Source organism: Winogradskyella sp., assembly GCF_965228925.1.
GTDB lineage: Bacteria > Bacteroidota > Bacteroidia > Flavobacteriales > Flavobacteriaceae > Winogradskyella.
Genome location: NZ_OZ245845.1, coordinates 334,291 through 355,699, shown reverse-complemented (window position 1 = coordinate 355,699; position 21,409 = coordinate 334,291). Strand labels below are relative to the sequence as shown.

Annotated in this window: 14 protein-coding genes; 5 read left to right on the top strand and 9 right to left on the bottom strand. The window is 37.8% G+C overall.

Going from position 1 to position 21,409, the window contains the following annotated elements; translation table 11 throughout:
* Positions 1-125 precede the first annotated feature (125 nt).
* Positions 126-2,399, bottom strand: a complete 2,274-nt coding sequence (locus tag ACO052_RS01380; protein ID WP_422106223.1) for an inorganic phosphate transporter — start codon at positions 2,397-2,399, stop codon at positions 126-128.
* Positions 2,400-2,684: 285 nt separating this feature from the next.
* Here ACO052_RS01380 and ACO052_RS01375 point away from each other — a divergent pair, with 285 nt between their 5' ends.
* On the top strand, positions 2,685-3,044 hold the full coding sequence (locus tag ACO052_RS01375) for a toxin-antitoxin system YwqK family antitoxin (protein ID WP_422106222.1): 360 nt from the start codon (positions 2,685-2,687) through the stop codon (positions 3,042-3,044).
* Between the two features lie 95 nt (positions 3,045-3,139).
* On the opposite strand, the gene ACO052_RS01370 is transcribed toward ACO052_RS01375, so the two are convergent.
* A complete protein-coding gene (locus ACO052_RS01370) occupies positions 3,140-5,974 on the bottom strand; it encodes a TonB-dependent receptor domain-containing protein (protein ID WP_422106221.1) in 2,835 nt (944 codons plus the stop codon).
* A gap of 64 nt (positions 5,975-6,038) precedes the next feature.
* The gene (locus tag ACO052_RS01365) at positions 6,039-7,373 is read right to left on the bottom strand and encodes a hypothetical protein (protein ID WP_422106220.1); all 1,335 of its coding nucleotides are present in this window, start codon (positions 7,371-7,373) and stop codon (positions 6,039-6,041) included.
* A gap of 247 nt (positions 7,374-7,620) precedes the next feature.
* Here ACO052_RS01365 and dgt point away from each other — a divergent pair, with 247 nt between their 5' ends.
* Both dgt and ACO052_RS01355 read left to right on the top strand, forming a co-directional pair.
* On the top strand, positions 7,621-8,961 hold the full coding sequence (gene dgt, locus ACO052_RS01360) for a dGTP triphosphohydrolase (RefSeq protein WP_422106219.1): 1,341 nt from the start codon (positions 7,621-7,623) through the stop codon (positions 8,959-8,961).
* An 80-nt stretch (positions 8,962-9,041) separates the two neighbouring features.
* Complete coding sequence (locus tag ACO052_RS01355) at positions 9,042-9,212, top strand: hypothetical protein (RefSeq protein WP_422106218.1); 171 nt, start codon at positions 9,042-9,044, stop codon at positions 9,210-9,212.
* Here ACO052_RS01355 and ACO052_RS01350 read toward each other — a convergent pair.
* Positions 9,186-10,961, bottom strand: a complete 1,776-nt coding sequence (locus ACO052_RS01350) for a 1-deoxy-D-xylulose-5-phosphate synthase (protein ID WP_422106217.1) — start codon at positions 10,959-10,961, stop codon at positions 9,186-9,188. The two genes, ACO052_RS01355 and ACO052_RS01350, sit on opposite strands and share 27 nt — an antisense overlap.
* 59 nt (positions 10,962-11,020) lie before the next feature.
* Between ACO052_RS01350 and ACO052_RS01345 the strand changes: the two genes are divergently transcribed.
* Both ACO052_RS01345 and ACO052_RS01340 read left to right on the top strand, forming a co-directional pair.
* Positions 11,021-11,470, top strand: a complete 450-nt coding sequence (locus tag ACO052_RS01345; RefSeq protein WP_422106216.1) for a nucleoside deaminase — start codon at positions 11,021-11,023, stop codon at positions 11,468-11,470.
* An 11-nt stretch (positions 11,471-11,481) separates the two neighbouring features.
* Positions 11,482-11,937 (top strand): hypothetical protein, encoded by a 456-nt coding sequence (locus ACO052_RS01340; RefSeq protein ID WP_422106214.1) that lies wholly within the window; start codon positions 11,482-11,484, stop codon positions 11,935-11,937.
* Between the two features lie 152 nt (positions 11,938-12,089).
* Here ACO052_RS01340 and ACO052_RS01335 read toward each other — a convergent pair whose 3' ends face one another.
* The 5 genes from ACO052_RS01335 to ACO052_RS01315 form a co-directional block, all read right to left on the bottom strand.
* Entirely contained in the window at positions 12,090-12,281 is a 192-nt protein-coding gene (locus ACO052_RS01335) for a cold-shock protein (RefSeq protein WP_422106213.1), read from the bottom strand.
* Between the two features lie 452 nt (positions 12,282-12,733).
* Positions 12,734-14,515: a chloride channel protein gene (locus ACO052_RS01330; RefSeq protein WP_422106212.1), complete on the bottom strand. Its 1,782-nt coding sequence runs from the start codon at positions 14,513-14,515 to the stop codon at positions 12,734-12,736.
* A 109-nt stretch (positions 14,516-14,624) separates the two neighbouring features.
* Positions 14,625-16,373 (bottom strand): aspartate--tRNA ligase, encoded by a 1,749-nt coding sequence (gene aspS / locus ACO052_RS01325; RefSeq protein ID WP_422106211.1) that lies wholly within the window; start codon positions 16,371-16,373, stop codon positions 14,625-14,627.
* 159 nt (positions 16,374-16,532) lie between these two features.
* Complete coding sequence (locus ACO052_RS01320; RefSeq protein WP_422106210.1) at positions 16,533-20,204, bottom strand: efflux RND transporter permease subunit; 3,672 nt, start codon at positions 20,202-20,204, stop codon at positions 16,533-16,535.
* Between the two features lie 19 nt (positions 20,205-20,223).
* Positions 20,224-21,387: an efflux RND transporter periplasmic adaptor subunit gene (locus tag ACO052_RS01315; RefSeq protein WP_422106208.1), complete on the bottom strand. Its 1,164-nt coding sequence runs from the start codon at positions 21,385-21,387 to the stop codon at positions 20,224-20,226.
* Between the last annotated feature and the right edge of the window lie 22 nt (positions 21,388-21,409).

The window sequence follows — 21,409 nt, the reverse complement described above, 5'->3', positions numbered from 1 at the left end:
TTTATACAATTACATATACGACCAAATGCATGTTTTAGATGTTGAATGGCAAATTTTTTTAAAAAATTCAAAAAAAATGCTTTAGAATAGTTCTAAAGCATTAATGATTTTTCTGAGATTGTTGTCTATTGTTGTTGCTCTAAGCTAGGTTGTGCCGGGGCTACCGAACTATCGTGGGAATGGTAGTATTCCTCTAAGAGGTTCATCATAGCGGTTAATAAGTCTTTAGTCTCTAAGAGCAAACTAAAGTAAAGCGTTGTATTTTTTGGACTCGATTCCTCGCTTCTGGTACGCTCTACCTGCCTTTGAATTTTTTCCTTTACCAAATCAAAGATTTTGATTTTATCCTTAATGACCGCCCCAATCATTTCAAAAGATCGCGTTTCGAAAGCAATTTGAGTGGTTTCAAACAAAGTTTCGAGTTTCGTGTCCAAATCTTTAAGCTCTTTGACCTGACTAAATTTTAATTTCTTGTGATTGTTATTAATGTGCTTATGACTAGCTTTTGATATGTACTCAAGAGATTGTGTCATATCTTGTAAGTGCCCCAAGATATTGATATAGAAATTACTCGCAGCGACACTCGGCTCTTCGAGATTGCGGATGAAGTAAAAAATATTACCTTTTAAATCGTCTATTTCGTCCGATAATTTTTCGATTTGTTGTCTGTTTTTTCTAAGGCGCTTTAGATCCTGTACGGCAAGACCATTGATAGCTGAAGTGTAAATTCTATTGCCCCGTTTTACAACATTGGCGATATTAGCAGCACTTTCGTGAATAACGCCTTGCGTCGAGCTGCTCTCGGCACGTTCGAGATGATCTTCCTCTTTCATTATTTTTGTGCTCTTGCGATGCGATAAATAACTTCTAATCAGTAAAACAATGGCTAAAACCAAAAGTCCAGCTAAGGCATAGCCCTCACCATAATATAAGACATAGGCCATAAATGCGGCGGCAACAAATGCACTAAAAGCTGTGAAAAACCAACCCCCAATAACATTGAGCACACCAGCAACTCTATAAACGGCACTTTCGGTACCCCAGGCTCTATCTGCTAAAGAGGTACCCATGGCCACCATAAACGTTACATAAGTGGTTGATAAAGGGAGCTTCATAGACGTAGCAATAGAGATTAAAACGCTAGCCACCATTAAATTGACGGCTGCCCTCACTAAATCAAAGGCGGGCTTATCATTACCTTTAATGATCACATTAGGTTCTTGAAATTGCCGGTTGGACCAATTCCTAAAGGATTCGGGAAGAATGCGGTTTATGGTCTCGTTGACGCCAATAGTCAATCTTACGACATTTCTCGATAAGAAATTGGGCTCAAAACGTTCCGTACCTTCATCTTGTCGCGATAAATCTACAGAGGTTTTTACAACAGCTTTTGCTTTACTAGAGAACCAAAGGGTTAGGACCATGATTAAACCAGCAATAAGCAGTAAATAAGGTTCGGTTTGTACAGGCTCGCCTAAGGCTGTCATCACATAGTTTGAGGGATTGGCACCACTAGCCGACCAAGCTTCATAGGAGTTATAAGCGGCGATAGGAACACCAATAAAGTTAACTAAATCATTACCGGCAAAAGCTACAGCCAAAGCAAAAGTACCGACAATGATGATAAGCGTATAAATTTTGGCGTTGAACAATTTTATTGCCAAATACGATAAGATAGTAAATGTTAAAAAGCTTATACCAACAAAAGTAAAAGGATTTGCGCTCAAAAACTCTTTAACGGAAGGAGGCATAAATGCAGCGTTTTTAAGACCCTTCACAATAATAAAATACATTATGGAAGTGATGGCAAATCCACTAAATATAGCACTGTACCAAGTGGGCTTTTCTTTAAAGTTGAAGGATAGTAAAAGCCTCGAGATGTATTGAATGATAGCGCCAATGGTAAAAGCCACAACGACGGATAGTAGTATACCTAGTATAATTTCGATCGCCTTTTCATTATTAATATACTTGCCTAAATCAATGATCGATTGGCCTTGATCGCTGTAAATTTTGATTAATGCTACCGCAACGGAAGCACCTAATAATTCAAATACAATAGAAACCGTGGTAGACGTAGGTAAGCCTAATGTATTGAAGAAATCGAGAAGAAGAATATCCGTGAGCATCACCGCCATGAATATGACCATGATTTCGTTAAACATAAATTCACCTGGATTAAATATGCCTTTACGAGCGACTTCCATCATTCCACTAGAGGTCAAGGCACCAACAGCAACGCCTATACTAGCAACGACCATTATAGTTTTAAAGGGAACGGCTTTAGAGCCAATGGCAGAGTTTAAAAAATTTACGGCATCATTACTTACACCAACTACTAAATCTGCAATGGCCAAGAACGCTAATGCAGCTAGCATATAGACATAAAGATTTTCCATGAAATAGTTTAGCTATAATTGTACGCAAATTACTTGTTTTAATTTGAACGCAATGTTACCAAAATGTTATGTTCTAAATCATAAGAAAAAAAAGAGATATTTACTTTTCAAGTAAATAAAGGTAGTGCTTCAATTCATGTCTCAGGTTAAATAATTGCGTAACATTTAAATTATTTATAATCAGTGTATTACAAGCCTAATGTTAATTTAATGTTACCTAAAAGTTGTTTAAATGTAAAATAAATGTTATGTTTGTAATGTAAATATTAATAAAGCCCAATAGATATGAAAAGATTAATGATACTTGTATTAATGGTAAGCGTGAGTTTTATTTATGCTCAAGATAGTAACGAACCCAAATTAGAAAAGAAAGGGGACTTGACATATGTAACATATTATCATGACAATGGAGAAGTAAGTCAAACCGGAATGTTTAACGTTAATGGTAAGGTGCATGGTGAATGGAAGAGTTATGATATTAAGGGTAATAAAGTGGCTATGGGTAATTACGATGATGGTAAAAAGGTGGGTAAATGGTTTTTTTGGCAAGGTGACTCACTAAAGGAGGTTGACTACATAGATTCTAAAATTGTAAGTGTTAACCAGTGGGATAACAAAACAAAAGTTGCCCTAAATAACAAATAAGTTCAAGAAGTACTCCACATAATATTAAAAGGGCTCTCATATATGAGAGCCCTTTTTAATTTCAATAACGCGCGTGATTTTCTCTAAGTAAGTTCCTAGAATTTATAGGTATAGCCTAATGAAAACTCCGTGCCTGGTTGTCTCAATGAAAACACCTCGTTGCTTGTTCCGAAAGACACATACTCACTTAATCGCTCGGCACCTAAAATATTGTTTACTTTAAGGTCAATGGCAGAACGTCCATTTGCTCCAAACGTCTTATTTAAGGTAAAGTTTAAACTGTTAAAAGGTTGTGTAAATACATCTGGTACTAAACCAATACCTACAACTTCTAAGGTTTCACCTTGTACATTAAAGAATAGACCTGTTTGCAATCCAACATCAGAATTATTATAATCTAATCCAACATTTATGACATAGGGCGCCTGACCTTGCATATCCCTTTCGCGGTCAATGGTTTCACCATCCCTTGCTGCTAATTGTCTACTGCTAAACTCGTCATCACCCATTGTTAATCGAGATTCAGTAACAGTAACATTGGTAATTAACCTAAGATTGTTTAAACCTTCAGATAGGAATCCTAAACGTTGTCTCAACTCAAATTCTGCACCAAATACTTCTGCATTACCAAGGTTACCATAGGTAATCTGTGTTGGAGCTTGTTGAAAGAACACCTGTTCTATGGGATCTGTAAAATCTTTATAAAAGCCACTTATCGCAAAGGTTTGGCCGTTTCCACCAAAGAACTCATACCTTATATCGAAATTGTTGACATAAGTTGGTACCAAGTCTAATGTTCCCAAAAATAACCGATTGGTAATAGGATCAAAGATTTGAGCTAGTGAAGCTTCTCTAAACGAAGGACGTGCCGTCGTACGAGAATAGGATGATCTTATATTTGACTTGTCATTAACCGCATAGATAAGGTTGGCTGAAGGGAACAAATCCAATTCATCCAAAATGTTTTCCCGCTCAAACACCGTCTCATTGTCCTGCCCTGTGTAATAAGAATTAAAAGATTCTATCCTTAAACCTAAGACGGATTTTAGTTTTTCCGATACGTTAAATTCAGCAGAAGCATAGGTTGCCGCTATTTGATGTTCACCTTCATAGGCATCATTAGGGTTAAATGTATCAATTGAAATTAAATACGTACCACTATCTGTTTGTGGAGTCCAGATATTGTCAGGATTTAATAATTGATTGACATCGCCACTAGCTATAAAAGAGTCCTCACCTTGAATATTAAAGGTATAATCATCGGTACTAAAATCTCTGAATTTATAAGTAAAGGCACCACCAAACTTAATTTTTGCCGGTCTGCCAAATAGTTCTACTGTTTTGTCAAAATCTATTTTAGCTGCCCAGTTCTCTTCAATGAGGTTTCTCCATAATTGAATAGGGAAAGTAGCTGCAGATGGACTCACAAAAAACTCACCGTTATCTGCTCTTTGTAATGGTGTAATTCTATGCGCTTTATCCATTACTTTAGAAAAGGTTGGAGCTATTTTCCATTCCATATTAAAAGCATTATTCTCTGCAATGCTATTTAGTCTATGTTTACCAGTTAACAATACGCTAGTGATAGAACGCTCAGTATAGGTTACGGAATTTTTAGTTAAAGGCTCTAAGCCACCTCCAACACCATCTTGTGAAATGGTCTGGTTGAAGAAACCAGCAGCCGATTCACCATTTTGAATATGGAGTAAATTCGCTTTATACTTGGCTTTATCAGTTTTATAGGTTAAACCTAACATTCCATTAAGAATCACATTGTTGATACCTTCAGAACCACTAGAAGCTAGAGTAAAGTTTAAGTCATTATCTGATGTATCCGCATTGTTTTTTACGTAGGCACCATCTTGTCTGTCTTCATAAAACGTTGTTTCATTTTTGTAAGAGAAGGATGCTTGATAACCCAATTTATTATCATCGATATCATATTGATTCCCCAATGTAAAACCAAAATCAAAGTTCATTCCACTAGTCGCTTGCTCGCCTGCAAGTTCATTTAAGAATCGACCTGTTAGTGTGGTCAGCAATAATTTATTGTCGAATGTTCCAGGGATACGTTGGTATCGGTTAATCGGTAAATTTCTCGTACCATCGTCATAACCCCAAAAATCAGTATCGCTCCCTTCAGACCTAAGGTATTGATCATTAAAGTGCATATCAGGGTTATAGCCACTTCCCAAAGAAATGGAATACTCGGCCTTTGACGGAAAGTCCTTCGTAACAATATCTACAATACCACCAGTAAAATCAGCAGGATATTCGGCCGCAGCTGACTTTAATACAATAACATTTTCAATAATATTGGTAGGAAATAAATCCATCTGAATGGTATTTCGGTCAGGGTCTAATCCAGGAATATCCATGCCATTCAGTGTGGTTTTAGTATAACGATCCCCCAGACCACGAACAAAAACATATTTATCCCCTTGAATAGATACGCCGGGAACACTTTTTACAGCTGTAGCTACATTACTGGCACCTGTACTTTTTATCGCCTGCGACGAAAGGCCATCTAAAACAACGGCGGACTTCTTTTGAATATTCAATACGGCATTTTCTGTATTTCTTCTAGTAGAAGTCGTAATGACAACAGTGTCTAAAGAATTGGTTTCCATAACTACATCCAGGGTAAAGACTTCATTATCCTTAATAACTATGTCTGATATTTCTTTAGTAGCATACCCAACAAAAGAAAAGACCAATGTATAAGTACCTTCCTCTAACTCGAGTTCATATTTCCCGTCAAAGTCCGAAGTGACACCTGTAGTGGTCCCTTTTACTAAAATATTAGCAAAGGCCATAGGCTCGTTAAACTCACCGTCGATTACTGTTCCAGTTACTTTTCCTTGAGAAAAAACCACAGAACTGGTCACGAGAAATAAAACAAAAGCTAAGACTTTTTGTATGTGTTTCATATAAAATTTTATTAATCCACCGCCTACCTTGTAGACGATGGATCTATGAATGAAAAGTGATTTTTTAGAATCCTAAACCACCAGCTACGTTAGAATAGGTCCAGCTTAGGTTTGAAGTTGTAGCACCAACAGTCTGTGCACCTTCAGTAACTTGAGACGCCCAGTTAGCAGCTCTTTCTGTAAAAGTCGGATTCAAAATGATTTCCATTTCGTCAACATCGTTACTTTCATCCTCGTCATCACAATTTGCGATACAACCCACTTTTTCAACAAAGATGGAGTTATCGAAACCAACGATTTCCCAAGTACCAAAGTTTAATAAACCATCAAGGAAGTTTTGAGAGACATTATTTCTATCCAACTCAACATCTTTACCATCAGGGAATCCAATGGCATATACATTTTCCGTAAGACCGCGAGCTCTACTTCTGTAGTCGGCGTACTCGCCATTAGAAGTCACAGAGTTACCAATGATGGTTGCATTTCTTAATATAAATGAACCTTCGCTACCTGCTGGAGTTGATCCTTCTGGACCGTCAATTTCGAATGCGTGGTCAGAAATATCACCTAAAACAACAACAGCGTTGTCTATAGTACCAGAGTAAGCTTGGTCGATATCAATAGCGTCATCACCTTGAGCCCAAACTAATAAGTTTGAAGCGTTACAAGTACCGCCAAAGAACTCAATACCGTCATCAACGTTAGCAACGACTTCTATATTATCGATAACAGTACCGCTACCAACACCACCTAAAGTAAGACCGTTGATCTCGTTACCCTCACCGATTAAAGCACCACCATGACGGATAGAGATATATCTTAAACTTCCAGAATTATCGTCAGCAACTGAACCACCATAAAGTCCAAACGTATCATCAGCAGGAATACCTTCAATCTGTGCCTCAGGAATATCTCCAGAGAAAGAACAAGGAGCATTACCTAAAACGATTAAACCACCCCAAAGCCCTCTATCATCTTGGTCGAGGTTAGTCCCAGCTGTTTGACCACAAGTAATATTATCTGAAGTCGAAGTGAAGATAATAGGTGCATCAGCAGTACCATTAGCGTTTAACGTTCCACCTCTAGCAACGATTAAAGCAGAGGCCAAAGATCCAGTACCTGAAGATCCTTTAATGATTGTACCTGGGTTAATAGTTAAAGTTGCACCAGAAGGAATAACAACTTTTTGATTTAATTGGTAAATATTGTCATTGGTCCAAACAGTTCCATCAGCAATTTCTCCAGTAACGGCAACAACAGGACATTGTTCTCCACCATCTCCGGGATCATTAACAATTATTGTGGTTTCTTCAATGATTATTGGAGTATCATCATCTTTAAAACATCCAGTAAATACTAGTGTTGAAACTGTTAACGCGATTAAAAGTAATTTTTTCATTGAGTTAAATTTTAGTAAACAATTTTTAGTTATCATTGTGCTGCAAAGAAACTGTGATATTCGCTGTTATAGGTTAGACAATGATTAAAGATTTGTAATGAAAAAGTTAGTTCAGCGTTAGCAAATTATTAAGCAAGTTATTATTAAGGATACAATTTATTAACATTAAAGCTTGTGCAATTTGAAATTCTTTTTTTACACGTTTCAACCTCAATTTACATATCTTGCAAGACTAAAGAATTAGTTTATGAATTGGGAACAATTACTATCCTTAAAGCGCTTTGGCGATACTAATAAACGGCTCAGAAAAGAGCAAGATGAAACTCGGGTTGGTTTTGAAGTGGATTATGACCGAATTATTTTTTCTTCTGAGTTTAGGAGTTTACAGGATAAAACACAAGTCGTTCCCTTGTCAAAAACAGATTTTGTACATACCCGATTAACCCATAGTTTAGAAGTAAGTGTTGTGGGCAGATCTTTGGGGAGAAAGGTGGGGCAGTTGCTTCTAGAAAAACATCCTCATTTATCGCGAGTACACGGCTATAAGATTAACGATTTTGGTGCTATTGTGGCTGCTGCAGCTTTGGCTCATGATATCGGGAATCCTCCTTTTGGTCATTCCGGGGAAAAAGCTATAGGCTCTTATTTTACGAATGGAAAGGGAGCTGCGTTTAAATCCCTTTTGAGTCCAGGGGAATATCAAGATCTATGCGATTTTGAAGGCAATGCAAATGGGTTTAAAATCTTAACGGAGAGCAGGCCGGGACGAGTAGGGGGCTTGCGTTTAAGCTATGCCACGCTTGGAGCATTTATGAAATACCCTAAGGAATCATTGCCTAAAAAACCTACCAAACATATTGTAGACAAGAAATACGGTTTTTTTCAGAGTGAAAAGGAGATGTTCAAGGATGTGGCTTCAGAGCTAGGATTGATACAGAGAAGTCATGAATATCTCAGCTATAACAGGCACCCATTAGCCTATTTGGTGGAAGCGGCAGATGATATTTGCTACACCATTATCGATTTTGAAGATGGAATTAACCTCGGACTCATTGAAGAAGAGTATGCTTTAGAATATTTGATAAAATTGGTGAAAGGGAGAATTATCACCGAAAGCTATAATGCATTAAAAACAACTGAAGATAGGGTAAGCTATTTAAGAGCTTTGGCCATAAGTACCTTAATAGAAGAAGCGGCTTTGATTTTTATGAAAAATGAAGAGGCTATTCTAAAAGGGAATTTTGAAACCGCACTTTTAGATGTAAGTCAATACAAAGCGCAAATAAAGGATATTATTAATTTAAGCGTAAAAAATGTCTACCGGTCCAAAGAAGTCATTGACAAAGAAATTGCGGGATATGAGATTTTAAATCAATTGCTCCATGTGCATGGTAATTTAGCTTACAATTACTACACCGATAACTTGTCGCACTATAACAAACTGGTTTTAAGCCTTCTGCCAGAGACTGTAATTTTGGGTAATACGTCTTTGTATAGCAATCTTATAGCGGTCTGTTTGTACATCTCAAAACTATCGGATACCAATGCCTTATTGTTGCACCAAAAGCTAAAAGGCCAAATTTTATAAAAGCATTTCGTCGATTAATTTTGTTTTTTGCCGATAAATTGTTTTTATTTATCTCATAATCAGTCCCAAAATACCTACTTATGAGAAATAATATACTCGGGGGCTTAGTCATTTTCATGGTGGTACTCACATGCCTCTTGATGCTTGATGACATCTCTAGCCCGAAAGAACAATCGACCACAAAGACTTCTGTACAAGTCGATCCCATTGAAAACCAAACCGATTTAGCTGTTGTTGAGAACGAAGAGTAAATCTTCAATTTTCTTTTTTATAGATGAGGTGTTTAATTGCAAAAGCGTATGCAATTGATCCACTGAACCATGTTCAACGAATGCATCAGGTATGCCTAATACTGTAATTTGCTGCCTGAAGTTGTGTGTATTGGCATAGGCCAAAATAGAACTGCCAAAACCGCCTACTACAGTCCCATCTTCAATCGTTACAATAGCTTCATGATTAGAGAAAATGTCTTGTAATAGATCTTCATCCAAAGGTTTCACAAATTGCATGTCGTAGTGGGATACTTCCAAATCAATGATAGCCTCTTCTACAGTTTTCGCCATAGTGCCTATGGAGAGAACAGCGAGTTGTTTTCCCTGCTTTAGGCGGACACCTTTCCCAATGGTAATCCTCTCAAAAGGTGTTTTCCAATCTAAAAGGTGACCTCTTCCTCTAGGATAACGAATGGCAATAGGAAAGTCAATACCTAACTGAACGGTATACATTATATTTCTGAGGGCTATGGCATCTCTCGGGGCAAAAACGACTAAATTGGGAATACAATTCAGATAGGCTAAATCAAAAACACCGTGATGTGTAGCACCATCTTCACCTACCAATCCTGCACGGTCTAAACAAAAAATCACTGGAAGCTTTTGCAGAGCTACATCGTGAATCACCTGATCGTAAGCGCGTTGTAGAAAGGTAGAGTAGATATTGCAAAATGGAATCATACCTTGTGTAGCCATACCAGCAGCTAACGTTACGGCATGCTGTTCGGCAATGCCGACATCGAAGGCACGCTCCGGGATTTTTTCCATCATATATTTTAGAGAGCTCCCCGTAGGCATGGCAGGAGTAATACCGATGATGTTTTCATTTTTTGAAGCGAGCTCAACAATGGTTTCACCAAAGACATCTTGGTATTTTGGAGGCGCGCTAAATTGAGATTTGGCAATAAGTTCACCAGTGCTAGCATCGAATTTACCCGGCGCATGGTATTTTACTTGATCCTTTTCAGCTTGTTTTAGGCCTTTCCCTTTCGTGGTGATGACATGTAAGAATTTAGGGCCTTTTATGGTTTTTAGACGTTCTAATTCTGAAATTAAAAGGGGCAAATCATGACCATCAATCGGACCAGAATAGTCAAAGTTTAAAGCTTCAAAGATATTATCCTGTTTTTGAGTCCCTTTTTTAACGTTGGTTAAATATTGCTTTAATGCACCGACACTTGGGTCTATGCCAATGGCATTGTCATTGAGAATGACCAATAAATTAGCATCTGTAACCCCGGCATGATTAAGCCCTTCAAAGGCCATACCGCTGGCAATAGAGGCATCGCCAATAACAGCAATATGATGTCTGTCTTCACCTTTTAACTGTGAGGCAATAGCCATTCCTAAAGCCGCAGAAATAGAGGTTGACGAATGGCCAACACCAAAGGTGTCGTATAGACTTTCACTTCGTTTCGGGAAACCACTAATACCACCTAGCTGTCGATTAGTATCGAAGATATCCTTCCTCCCAGTTAAGATTTTATGACCATAGGCTTGATGTCCAACGTCCCATACCAACAGATCTTCAGCAGTGTTAAACACATAATGCAGGGCAATGGTCAATTCCACAACGCCTAAACTCGCCCCTAAATGCCCTTCTTTGGTCGCAACAATATTGATGATAAAGTCACGTAATTCTTGGGCAAGCTGTGCTAAATCACTTGGTTGAAGTTGGCGCAGATCCTTAGGGAGATTGATATGTTCTAGAAGCGTTTTCAATACCATACAAATGTACCATATTGAAATTATATTATTAGTTCAAATAGAATCGTATTTTTACAGCTATGATACAACCCTACAATGACACCTATTTTATGCGAAAAGCCCTCCAGGAAGCAGAGGTCGCTTTTGAGAAAGGGGAAATTCCTGTAGGTGCTGTCATTGTGGTTGAGGATAGAATCATTGCAAGAACCCATAATCTCACAGAACTATTAAATGATGTCACGGCACATGCCGAGATGCAAGCGATAACAGCAGCTGCTAATTTTTTAGGAGGAAAGTACTTAACCAAATGTACGCTCTATGTCACTTTAGAGCCATGCCAGATGTGTGCGGGCGCTTTGTACTGGAGTCAGATTGCTAAAATTGTCTATGCCGCAGCTGATGAAAAACGGGGTTTTAGAGCTATGGGTACAAAACTACATCCCAAAACAAAAGTGGTGAGTGGTGTTCTGGCCGAGGAAGCCTCGGCATTACTAAAACGGTTTTTTATCGAAAAACGAAATCTCAATTGAAACCTATTAAAATGATGAATAAATTTCTAGGCTTATTAATTCTACTCTTCGCCCTAAATTGTAAATCCACACAGCAACCCAAGGACATGACTGATGAAAAAGTGGTGGTTATAGGGAGAGGCAGTTTATATGGTTCCGGTGCTGAGGGTATTGACAAGACGAACTTAGTCATTTCTAATCCTGAGGATTGGGAAGGCCTATTGCAAAAAATGAATTCGGTTAATAAGGTGTCTGACGGTTTTTCGGAAACCGAAATTGATTTTTCAAAATTTCGAGTGATTGCTGTTTTTGATGAGGTGAAAACCACCGGCGGTCATAGCATAGCACTAAATGTTATGGATAATTCAGACCACGTTTTAATAGAGGTCATATACAAATCTCCTGATGGCATAGCGAATACAGCAATGATGCAACCCTATTATATCGCTAAGCTTATAAAAAGTGACCGCCCCATACGTTTTAAGTAAATAGCCTTGAGATTCCTACTTCGGAAGGTAGGTGAGCCCAAGGTCAACTATCTATTTTGAATGTACTGCTGTACAACTTTTCAAAACAGAGTTTCGCTAAATAAAAAACGCCCAACCAAAGGTTGAGCGTTGAAAATGCATAAGATATATTCTTATAGTACCTGCACGTTAGCAGCTACTTTTCCTTTTCTGCCTTCTTCTTCGGTGTACTCGACATTGTCACCTTCGCGTAATTCTACACCATTAAGGTTTGATACATGTACGAAGATGTCTCTTCCGGTTTCTTCGTTGGTAATGAATCCATAGCCTTTGGAATCATTGAAAAATTTAACTGTTCCAGTCATTATAAAAAAATAAAAATTAAAGTTCAAAGGTAGTCTATTAACCAACACGCAAGGTTAACAAATCGTTTTATTTTAATATTTTGAAAATTAAGCACTTCAATTAAATCTTATTTTTTCGTTGATTTTCGCGCATTTTCTCTAGGTTTTCCTTGGTAAGCATGTAATCTTTAACGTCCTTTCCTTTCCAGCGGTAATATGAGAATAATGGGAAAACAACTAAAAAAAGCCCCAAAACACCAAAGCCAATCAATTTTTGTGAATACGCGACCTCCAAAACGAAACCACAAACAATACTTGCTAAGGAGGCTATAAAAGCTATAAGAGTAATTATATGAATAAGCTTCATTTATTATTTTTTCAATTACTCTGTCGGGTCGAGCGCAGTCGAGATCATAACCTTAATTCATTAAAAAAGGCTTCTCGACTAAACTCAAAGTGACAGTAATTATTTACTATGATGTAAAGTTAATCAATTCGCGGCGATAGGCCGTTAAGAGTTTGGATTTTGATACAAAACCGTAGTACTTGTTGTCTTTCACCACGGGTAAATTCCAGGCCCGAGAGGTTTGAAATTTTTTCATCACCTTTTGCATAGAATCGATTTCATAATAAATGATTTCGGGTGGTTTTTGCATAAAGGTTTCTACAGTGGTAGAATCATAAAGCGTTTGATCGAACATGACGGACCTAATATTATCCAATAGAATAATACCCATAAAGTTCTGTGCTTCGTCAATGACTGGAAATAAATTTCTGTTGGATTTTGAAACCCCATTTTTAAGCATGTCTCCTAGAGTCATTTCAGGATGAAGGGCTATAAAGTCTTGTTCTATCACCGAGTCGAGTTTCATAAGGGTTAAGACACTTTTGTCTTTATTCTGTGTTAAAAGCGCCCCTTTTTCTATAAGTTCTTTGGTATAAATTGTGTGGTCTAAACCATTTTTATTGATCATGAAGGACATTGAAGAGGTGATCATGAGGGGGACAAAAAGTTCATAGCCACCAGTAATTTCTGCAATTAAGAAAATAGCAGTCAAGGGCGCATGAAGCACCCCGGCGATTAACCCAGCCATTCCGATTAAAGTGAAGTTGGCTTCAGAAACGGAAAAACCCAATCCACAATTGTTAATTACTTTGGCAACGACATTACCTAGTGCACTTCCCATGACTAAGGAAGGAATAATAATTCCACCGGTTCCACCTGCAGCAAAGGTCGTTGTCATGGCAATGGCTTTAAAAATGGTAATGCCAAAAAGCAATCCGATGACAATCCAAATATTATCCAAATAATTGTCAAAAGGCGTATTCCCAAGGGCTTCTATATCATTTCCAATCATTAGGTCGTTGATAAAACCAAAGCCTTCCCCATAAAGTGGTGGAATAAAAAATAGCATGACCCCAATAGCAAGGCCACCTATTATGAGCTTTTGACGTGCCGATTTAAATCGGTTGAAAAAGGCCGTAATGCCAAAATATATTTTTGAAAAATAGATGGAAGCAACTCCTGTACCAATACCCAATAAGATATAGAATAAAGTGTCTTTAATGGCGAATTTATCGGTGACATTAAAATCAAAAAGTACGCTGTCTCCCAAAAAGAAGTAAGAGGTTATTACAGAAGATACCGATGCCATTAACAGGGGAAGCAAAGAGGCAAAGGTCAAATCCAGACTAAAGACTTCAATAGCGAAAATTATGGCAGCTATAGGCGATTTAAAAATAGAGGCGATAGCTCCTGCGGCCGCGCAGGCAATGAGCAGACTTCTGGTTTTACGATCATTGTGCAATAAGCGACTTAGATTAGAACTTAAGGCTGAAGCCGAAGCAACGGCAGGTCCTAGAAGACCAACAGAACCACCAAAGCCTACAGTTAAGGGTGCTGTAATGAGCGGTAAGTATATATTTCTTTTGTTTATAATGCCATCGCGTTTTGACAAGGCAAACAATATGGATGGGATGGCATGTTTACTGGGTTGTTTCGAAATGTATTTTACAAATAGATACACCAGAAAAAGACCAATAATTGGCAAAATAAAGTAGATGCTATTTTCAGAAAGAATGACACCTTTTTCAAAAATGGCTTCAATGGCGAAGGTGATGTTTTTGATAAACACCGAAATTAATCCTGCCAATAACCCAATGAGTAAGCTTAATAAAAAGACAAAGTTTTTCTCGGAGATATGCTTATATCGCCAGATGTATAAGCGTTTAAATAATTTAGATTTAAAAGGCATAGTTTAAAGCTAATAAAAATAACTGTCATTCCTGCCAAGGCAGGAATCTAATCTAATTATCTTTTTCACTTTTATTTGGATTCCTGCTTAAGCAGGAATGACAAAACATCTATAAATTCAATTTTAAATTGAGTTCTTCAAGCTGTTCCTTATCAATAGGGGCAGGAGCATCGATCATTACATCGCGACCTGAATTATTTTTAGGGAAAGCGATAAAATCCCGAATCGTTTCTTGGCCTCCTAATATGGCTACCAATCTATCTAGTCCAAAAGCAATACCTCCGTGTGGTGGCGCACCATATTCAAAAGCATCCATTAAAAAGCCAAACTGGGCTCTGGCCTCTTCTTCTGAGAAGCCTAAGTGCTTTAACATGATGGCCTGAGTGGCTTTATCGTGGATACGAATAGAACCTCCTCCAATTTCATTGCCGTTTAATACCAAATCATAAGCATTGGCTTTAACCTCTCCAGGATTGGTGTCCAATAATGCTAACTGCCCTGGCTTTGGGGAGGTAAACGGATGATGCATGGCGTGATAACGCTCGGTGTCTTCATCCCATTCCAACAGTGGGAAATCCATTACCCAAAGTGGTGCAAATTCATCGGGTTTACGCAGGCCTAAGCGTTCTGCTAATTCCATGCGCAAAGCACTTAATTGTGTTCTCACCTTATGGGTCTCACCAGAAAGTACACAGATTAAATCACCTGCTTTGGCGCCTGTAACTTCGGCCCATTTAGCTAAGTCGTCTTGGTCATAGAATTTATCTACAGATGACTTGTAGGTACCATCGTCATTACAACGACAATAAACCATTCCCAAAGCACCTACTTGAGGTCGTTTTACCCAGTCAATAAGCTTATCGATCTCTTTTCTTGTATAACTATTTCCTCCCGGCACGGCAATACCTACTACCAATTCGGCAGAATTAAAGACCTTAAAATCTTTGTGTTGAGCAACGTTGTTAAGTTCACCAAATTCCATCCCAAAACGAATATCGGGCTTATCGTTACCATACAAACGCATGGCATCATCATAAAGCATTCTCGGGAATTTTTCAATGGCAACACCGTTGATTTCTTTTAGAAGATGTCGTGTTAAGCCTTCAAAGGTATTTAAGATATCTTCCTGTTCTACAAATGCCATTTCACAGTCAATCTGGGTAAACTCAGGCTGACGGTCGGCACGTAAGTCCTCATCCCTAAAGCATTTCACGATCTGGAAATACTTGTCCATTCCACCTACCATCAATAACTGTTTGAAGGTTTGAGGCGATTGTGGTAAGGCATAAAACTGACCTTCATTCATGCGGGACGGCACCACAAAATCACGGGCACCTTCGGGTGTTGATTTGATTAAATATGGGGTTTCCACCTCAATAAACCCTTCATTAGACATATAATTCCTGACCGCTTGCGTCACTTTATGTCTAAAAATTAAGCTCTCTTTCACAGGATTACGACGAATATCCAAATAACGATACTTCATACGTAAATCATCGCCACCATCGGTGTCGTCTTCAATGGTAAATGGTGGAACTAGAGAATTGTTTAAAATCGTCAACTCTGAAACTAGAACTTCAATATCCCCAGTTGCAATATTTGGGTTTTTAGAAGCGCGCTCTTGAACCTTGCCTTTAACCTGAATCACAAACTCCCTTCCTAATTTTTGGGCTTGCTCCATTAAACCTTTAGAGCTTTGGTCTTCATCAAAATAGAGCTGAGTTATACCATAACGATCCCTAAGATCGACGTAGATCATAAATCCTTTATCCCTTACACCTTGGACCCAGCCTGCTAGGGTAACTTCTGTATTATTATCTCCGGCTCTTAATTCACCACAATTATGACTTCTATACATATCCAAAAATTAAATACTTCGCCTTTGCGTGAAGCTATGGCGAACAAAGGTGCAAATTTAATCAACTTAAAGGATAAAAAAGTAAAAAAGCCTCAACAATTGTTGAAGCTTTTTTCGCTATTAACCAAACCTTAAGAAAATGTCTCAAGGCTTTTTTAATTACTGCTTATCTATCATGAATTCAGTACTTTTTTCATTGGGGGCAAACCTAATTTTTGCTCTATTTAATAGGTAAAACATTACTGGGACAATCACTAAAGTTAAGAAGGTGGCAAATATCAATCCGTAGATAATCGTCCATGACATTGGTTCCCAGAATATGGTATTATCACCACCAAAATAGATTTTAGGATCAAACTCTGTAAATAAAGAGAAGAAGTCAATGTTAAAACCAATCGCTAAAGGCAATAAACCTAATACGGTCGTAATTGCGGTTAATAAAACTGGTCTTAAACGCGCTCTACCGCCTTCAACAATGACTTCTCGGTATTGCTCTCTGGTTAAAAGACTATTTTCTTCTTGGCCAAGCTCGAGCTTTTTTCTGTCCACAAGCAATTGGGTATAGTCAATAAGTACAATGGCGTTATTTACCACAATGCCAGCTAAGGCTATGATACCCATCATTGTCATGATGATTACAAAGTCATCGCCAAAAATGACCATACCAAATAACACACCAATAAAACTCAAAATGATGGCTCCAAAAATGATAATGGGTTTACTTATAGAGTTGAATTGTGCTACAATAACCAAAAGAATAAGCGCTAATGCTATCACCAATGCTTTACTCAAGAAAGCCATATTCTTAGCTTGCTCTTCTTGCTCACCAGTAAATTCGTAAGATATACCTCTAGGTAAGCTGTAATTAGTCATTAGATTAGCTATTTTACCAACAATTTCAGTGGCATTATAGCCTTGTAAAACATTAGAATATATTGTAATAACACGCTTTAAATTTTTACGTTTTATAGAACTGAATGTGGCAATATTTCGCTTGTTTACAACAGAGGAAATAGGTATCTTTTTGAGATTACCATTATTATCCCTGAATGTTACCGACTGATTAAACAGTGCACTTTCATTATATCGGTTTTCATTGTTAAAACGCACATAGATATCATAATCATCTTCACCTTCTTTATATGTTGATGCATCAAAACCGTATATGGCCTGTCGTAAGGTTTGACCGATCATGGCTGTGCTCACCCCGAGATCACCTGCCTTTTTTCGGTCAACAAAAACTTCCATCTCAGGTTTATTTTGATTGACATCGATTTTCAACTCCTCTATCCCGGGAATATTAGCCTCATTAACAAATTGCTGAATGCCCTCTGCCTCGGCCAATAATTCGTTGTAATCCTCGCCTTTAATCTCTAAATTTATAGCATAGCCCGCAGGAGGCCCATCTTGGTTTTTGTCGACAATCACAGAAACTCCCGGATAGCCTTGGACCGCTTTTCGCATGGCGGTTAAAACGTCGTTACTACTAACCTTTTCGCCATTGACATCTAAACGATATTTATATTCCCTGAATAAAACGGTGACTTTACCTTTGTGTGGCATTTCGTTTTGAGAACCTCCATCAGTTTGAGGATTACCGGCACCTTCTCCTACTTGAGAAATGATAGATTCGGCCATATAATTATAAGGTGTTCCGTCTTTCATGTAGGTGTATTGATCTAAGGTCTCAATGACTTTAGCTTCAATATCTTGAGTGACTTCATTGGTTTTTGCAATATCTGTACCTTCTGGATATTCAATATAAACAATGGCCTGATTGGCTTCATTTTCTGGAAAGAATAAGGTGTTGATTGAAGATACTCCAAAAACAACAAACGAAAGAAGAAGCAAGCCAAATGTTCCGAAGAAGAACTTATAGGCATTACTACCTCTAAGTGCAAAATCTAAAAAGCGTTTGTATCTGTTTTCTAATTTAGGCAACCAACTATTCTGAAATTTTTCTGAAAGTGGTAACAAAAGGTATTTATGAAACCATAAAATACCAGCTAATAAAATAAATAGATTACCAAAACCTAAAAAGGCTTTTGGCCCTCCTGTAAATCCAATAATGGACATTAAAATACCTGCGCCGACAATCGCTAACCCATTTTTTAATCGTTTGGTTTTTGCTCTATTCAGCCATCCTGTTATGGTCATGAAAATACCAATGATTAGTAAAATAGGACCTATAGCTGAGAAGATGGCATTAGTTTTTAATATCCCAGAAAGGGTTAACAATACACCAAAGACTAATAGGCCTAAGCTTATTCTAACAAGCGCTTTTCTTTCCATTTTCGCTTCTTCAGTTTTCATAAATACCGAAGTCAGCATTGAATTTATGATCAACGCCACGAATAGGGAAGAGCCTAAAACGGTTGCCAAGGTTAAAGGAAAATAAATCATAAATTTCCCCATAATGCCCGGCCAAAACCCTAAAGGTAAAAACGCAGCCAGTGTCGTTGCGGTAGAAGCTATAATGGGCCAGGCTATTTCACCAACACCCTGTTTAGCAGCCTCAAGCCTAGGCACACCTTCATCCATCAATCGAAAGACGTTTTCAACCACCACGATACCATTATCTACCAACATACCAAGCCCCATTACCGTAGCAAAAAGCACCATAGTATTGAGCGTTATGTTGATGCCTATAAACCCACCAAATATGGGTAATATTAAAAAGGACATCATTATAGAAAGCGGTATGGCAATACCAACAAATATGGCATTTCTAAAGCCTAAGAAGAACATTAAAACACCTACAACGAGTAATACACCAAATATAATACTGTTTTCTAACTCCGATACTTGTGCTTCGGTTCTAGTAGATTGATCGTTGGTAATTGAAATATTTAAATTACTTGGGAGGTAATTAACTTTGGCTTCTTCTAAAATGACTTTTATTTTTTCGATAGCCGTAATCATATTCTCACCACTCTTCTTCATTATGCTTAACATCACAACAGGATCTGAATATTCCCTGGCATAAGTAGTTCGGTCTTTCTCCCTAAAGTTAACTTTGGCAATATCTCTTAATAGAATTCGTCCACCATCATTTTTAACGACGACGTTTTGAAGTTGTTGAGGATCTTCAATTTCCCCAAGCACTCTAATATTACGCTGCATACCATTTTGAATGACATTTCCACCAGAAATTGTGACATTTTCCGATTGAATGGCACCGATAATATCGTTGAAACTAAGACTGGATGCATTCATCTTAAAGATATCAACTGCTACCTCAACTTCCTTTTCTTCTGCACCTAAGATCTGTGCTTCTTTTATCTCAGCAAGTTCTTCGATTTCATCTTGTAGCAATTCTGCATAATCTTTTAATTGCTCAGAAGTAAAATCTCCGGTGATATTAATATTTGCTATTGGTGTTGCTTCAGAAATGTTGAGGTCAAACGCATTAGGTTCCACTTTTACGCCACCATCAAGCGTAGGCCAGTCTTGCTGTGCTTTTACATTATCGATTTTATCTTTAATCTTAACCTTTGCTTCTTCGGGGGTAATGTCCTCCTGAAATTCTACCTGAATTGATGAATAATCTTGTACCGAAGTCGATGTGATTTTGGTAACACCAGTAATATCATCAAACTCTTCCTCTAAAGGTTTAGTGATTAATTTTTCGACGTCTTCCGCAGCATTCCCTGGATATATAGAACTCACATATATTTTAGACTCAATAATCTCGGGGAATGATTCCCGTGGTAAACTCGAATAGCTCAATAACCCTCCAATTAAGATTATGGCGATGATAACAAAGACCGTTTTTCTGTTATCTATGGACCAAGATGAGACCCCGAAATATTTAAATTTTGTTTTTTCCATAATAATTGGTAGTTACTAATTATTTTACTTTTACTGTAAGGCCATCTCTCATGGTTATGGCGCCATCCTTAACAATGACATCACCAGAGGTAATACCATCTAAAACTTCTACATAGCCATCATAAGCCAGTCCTAAATTGACCTGAGTTTTTACTACGGTAGCTTCAGAATCCTCTAGACTTGGTATTAGATAAACAAATTTTTGCCCTAACGCATTTTCTTGAACAACATTATCTGGAATTACAGTAGCATTTTCCTTTCGATAATCATTGATTTCAAGGTTTGCAACAAGGTTAGGTTTTATGAGTTGTTCTTTATTAGGAATGGCGATTTCAATTTCAAAAGTTCTATTGTTTGGATTAATGAAATTACCGACCTGCCTAACTTTACCATCAATTTGTTGACCGAGCGATGGGAATGCAACATTCACGTATGTACCTCTTTTGATAGTACCGAGGTAGGTTTCAGGTACTGATGCCTTTACGTACATGTTTTTTAAACTTACTAAACGCATTAACTGATTGGCTCCAGGGCTTACGACTTGACCTTGATCAGTTATAACTTCGTCAATAGTTCCCGAAAATGGCGCTCTTATTGAGGTCTTGCCAAGTTGCGACTGCATCTGTTTCACCGAGTTTTCTAGACCTTCCATACTGGCTTTAGCTTGGAGGTACTGAATTTCGCTTCCAATCTTTTGGTTCCAAAGGCGTTCTTGTCTCTCAAATGTTGTCTTGGCCAATTCATATTGTGTTTTCATTTGTGCCAACTGGTTAGCCAAACCACCGTCGTCAATTTTAGCTAATAGTTGCCCTTTTGAAACATTTTGTCCTTCCTTAACATATATATGAGTCAAGGTGCCAGAATACTCAGGGTATATAATGATATTTTCCTTAGTATCTACATCTCCTTGTATGTCAATAAAGTGATTAAACAAGGTGTCTTTAACCTTGAAAGAAGTCACTAAAGGCAGACGTTTCAATGTATCTTTTTCTGAAATTGCAGTTTCAAGAGTGCCCAAAATTTTACCAATGCTATCGTAAGATTTTAAAACTTGATCTCTCTTACTTTTCATTTTTGCCAAATCTCCTTCAGCAATAACCGAATCTACAGAGTCGTTATTTTTCTCACCTGAACATGCTATGAACAGGGTGGCAATTAATACGATGGATAATATATGTTTCATTGTTTTTACGTTTATTAATTGA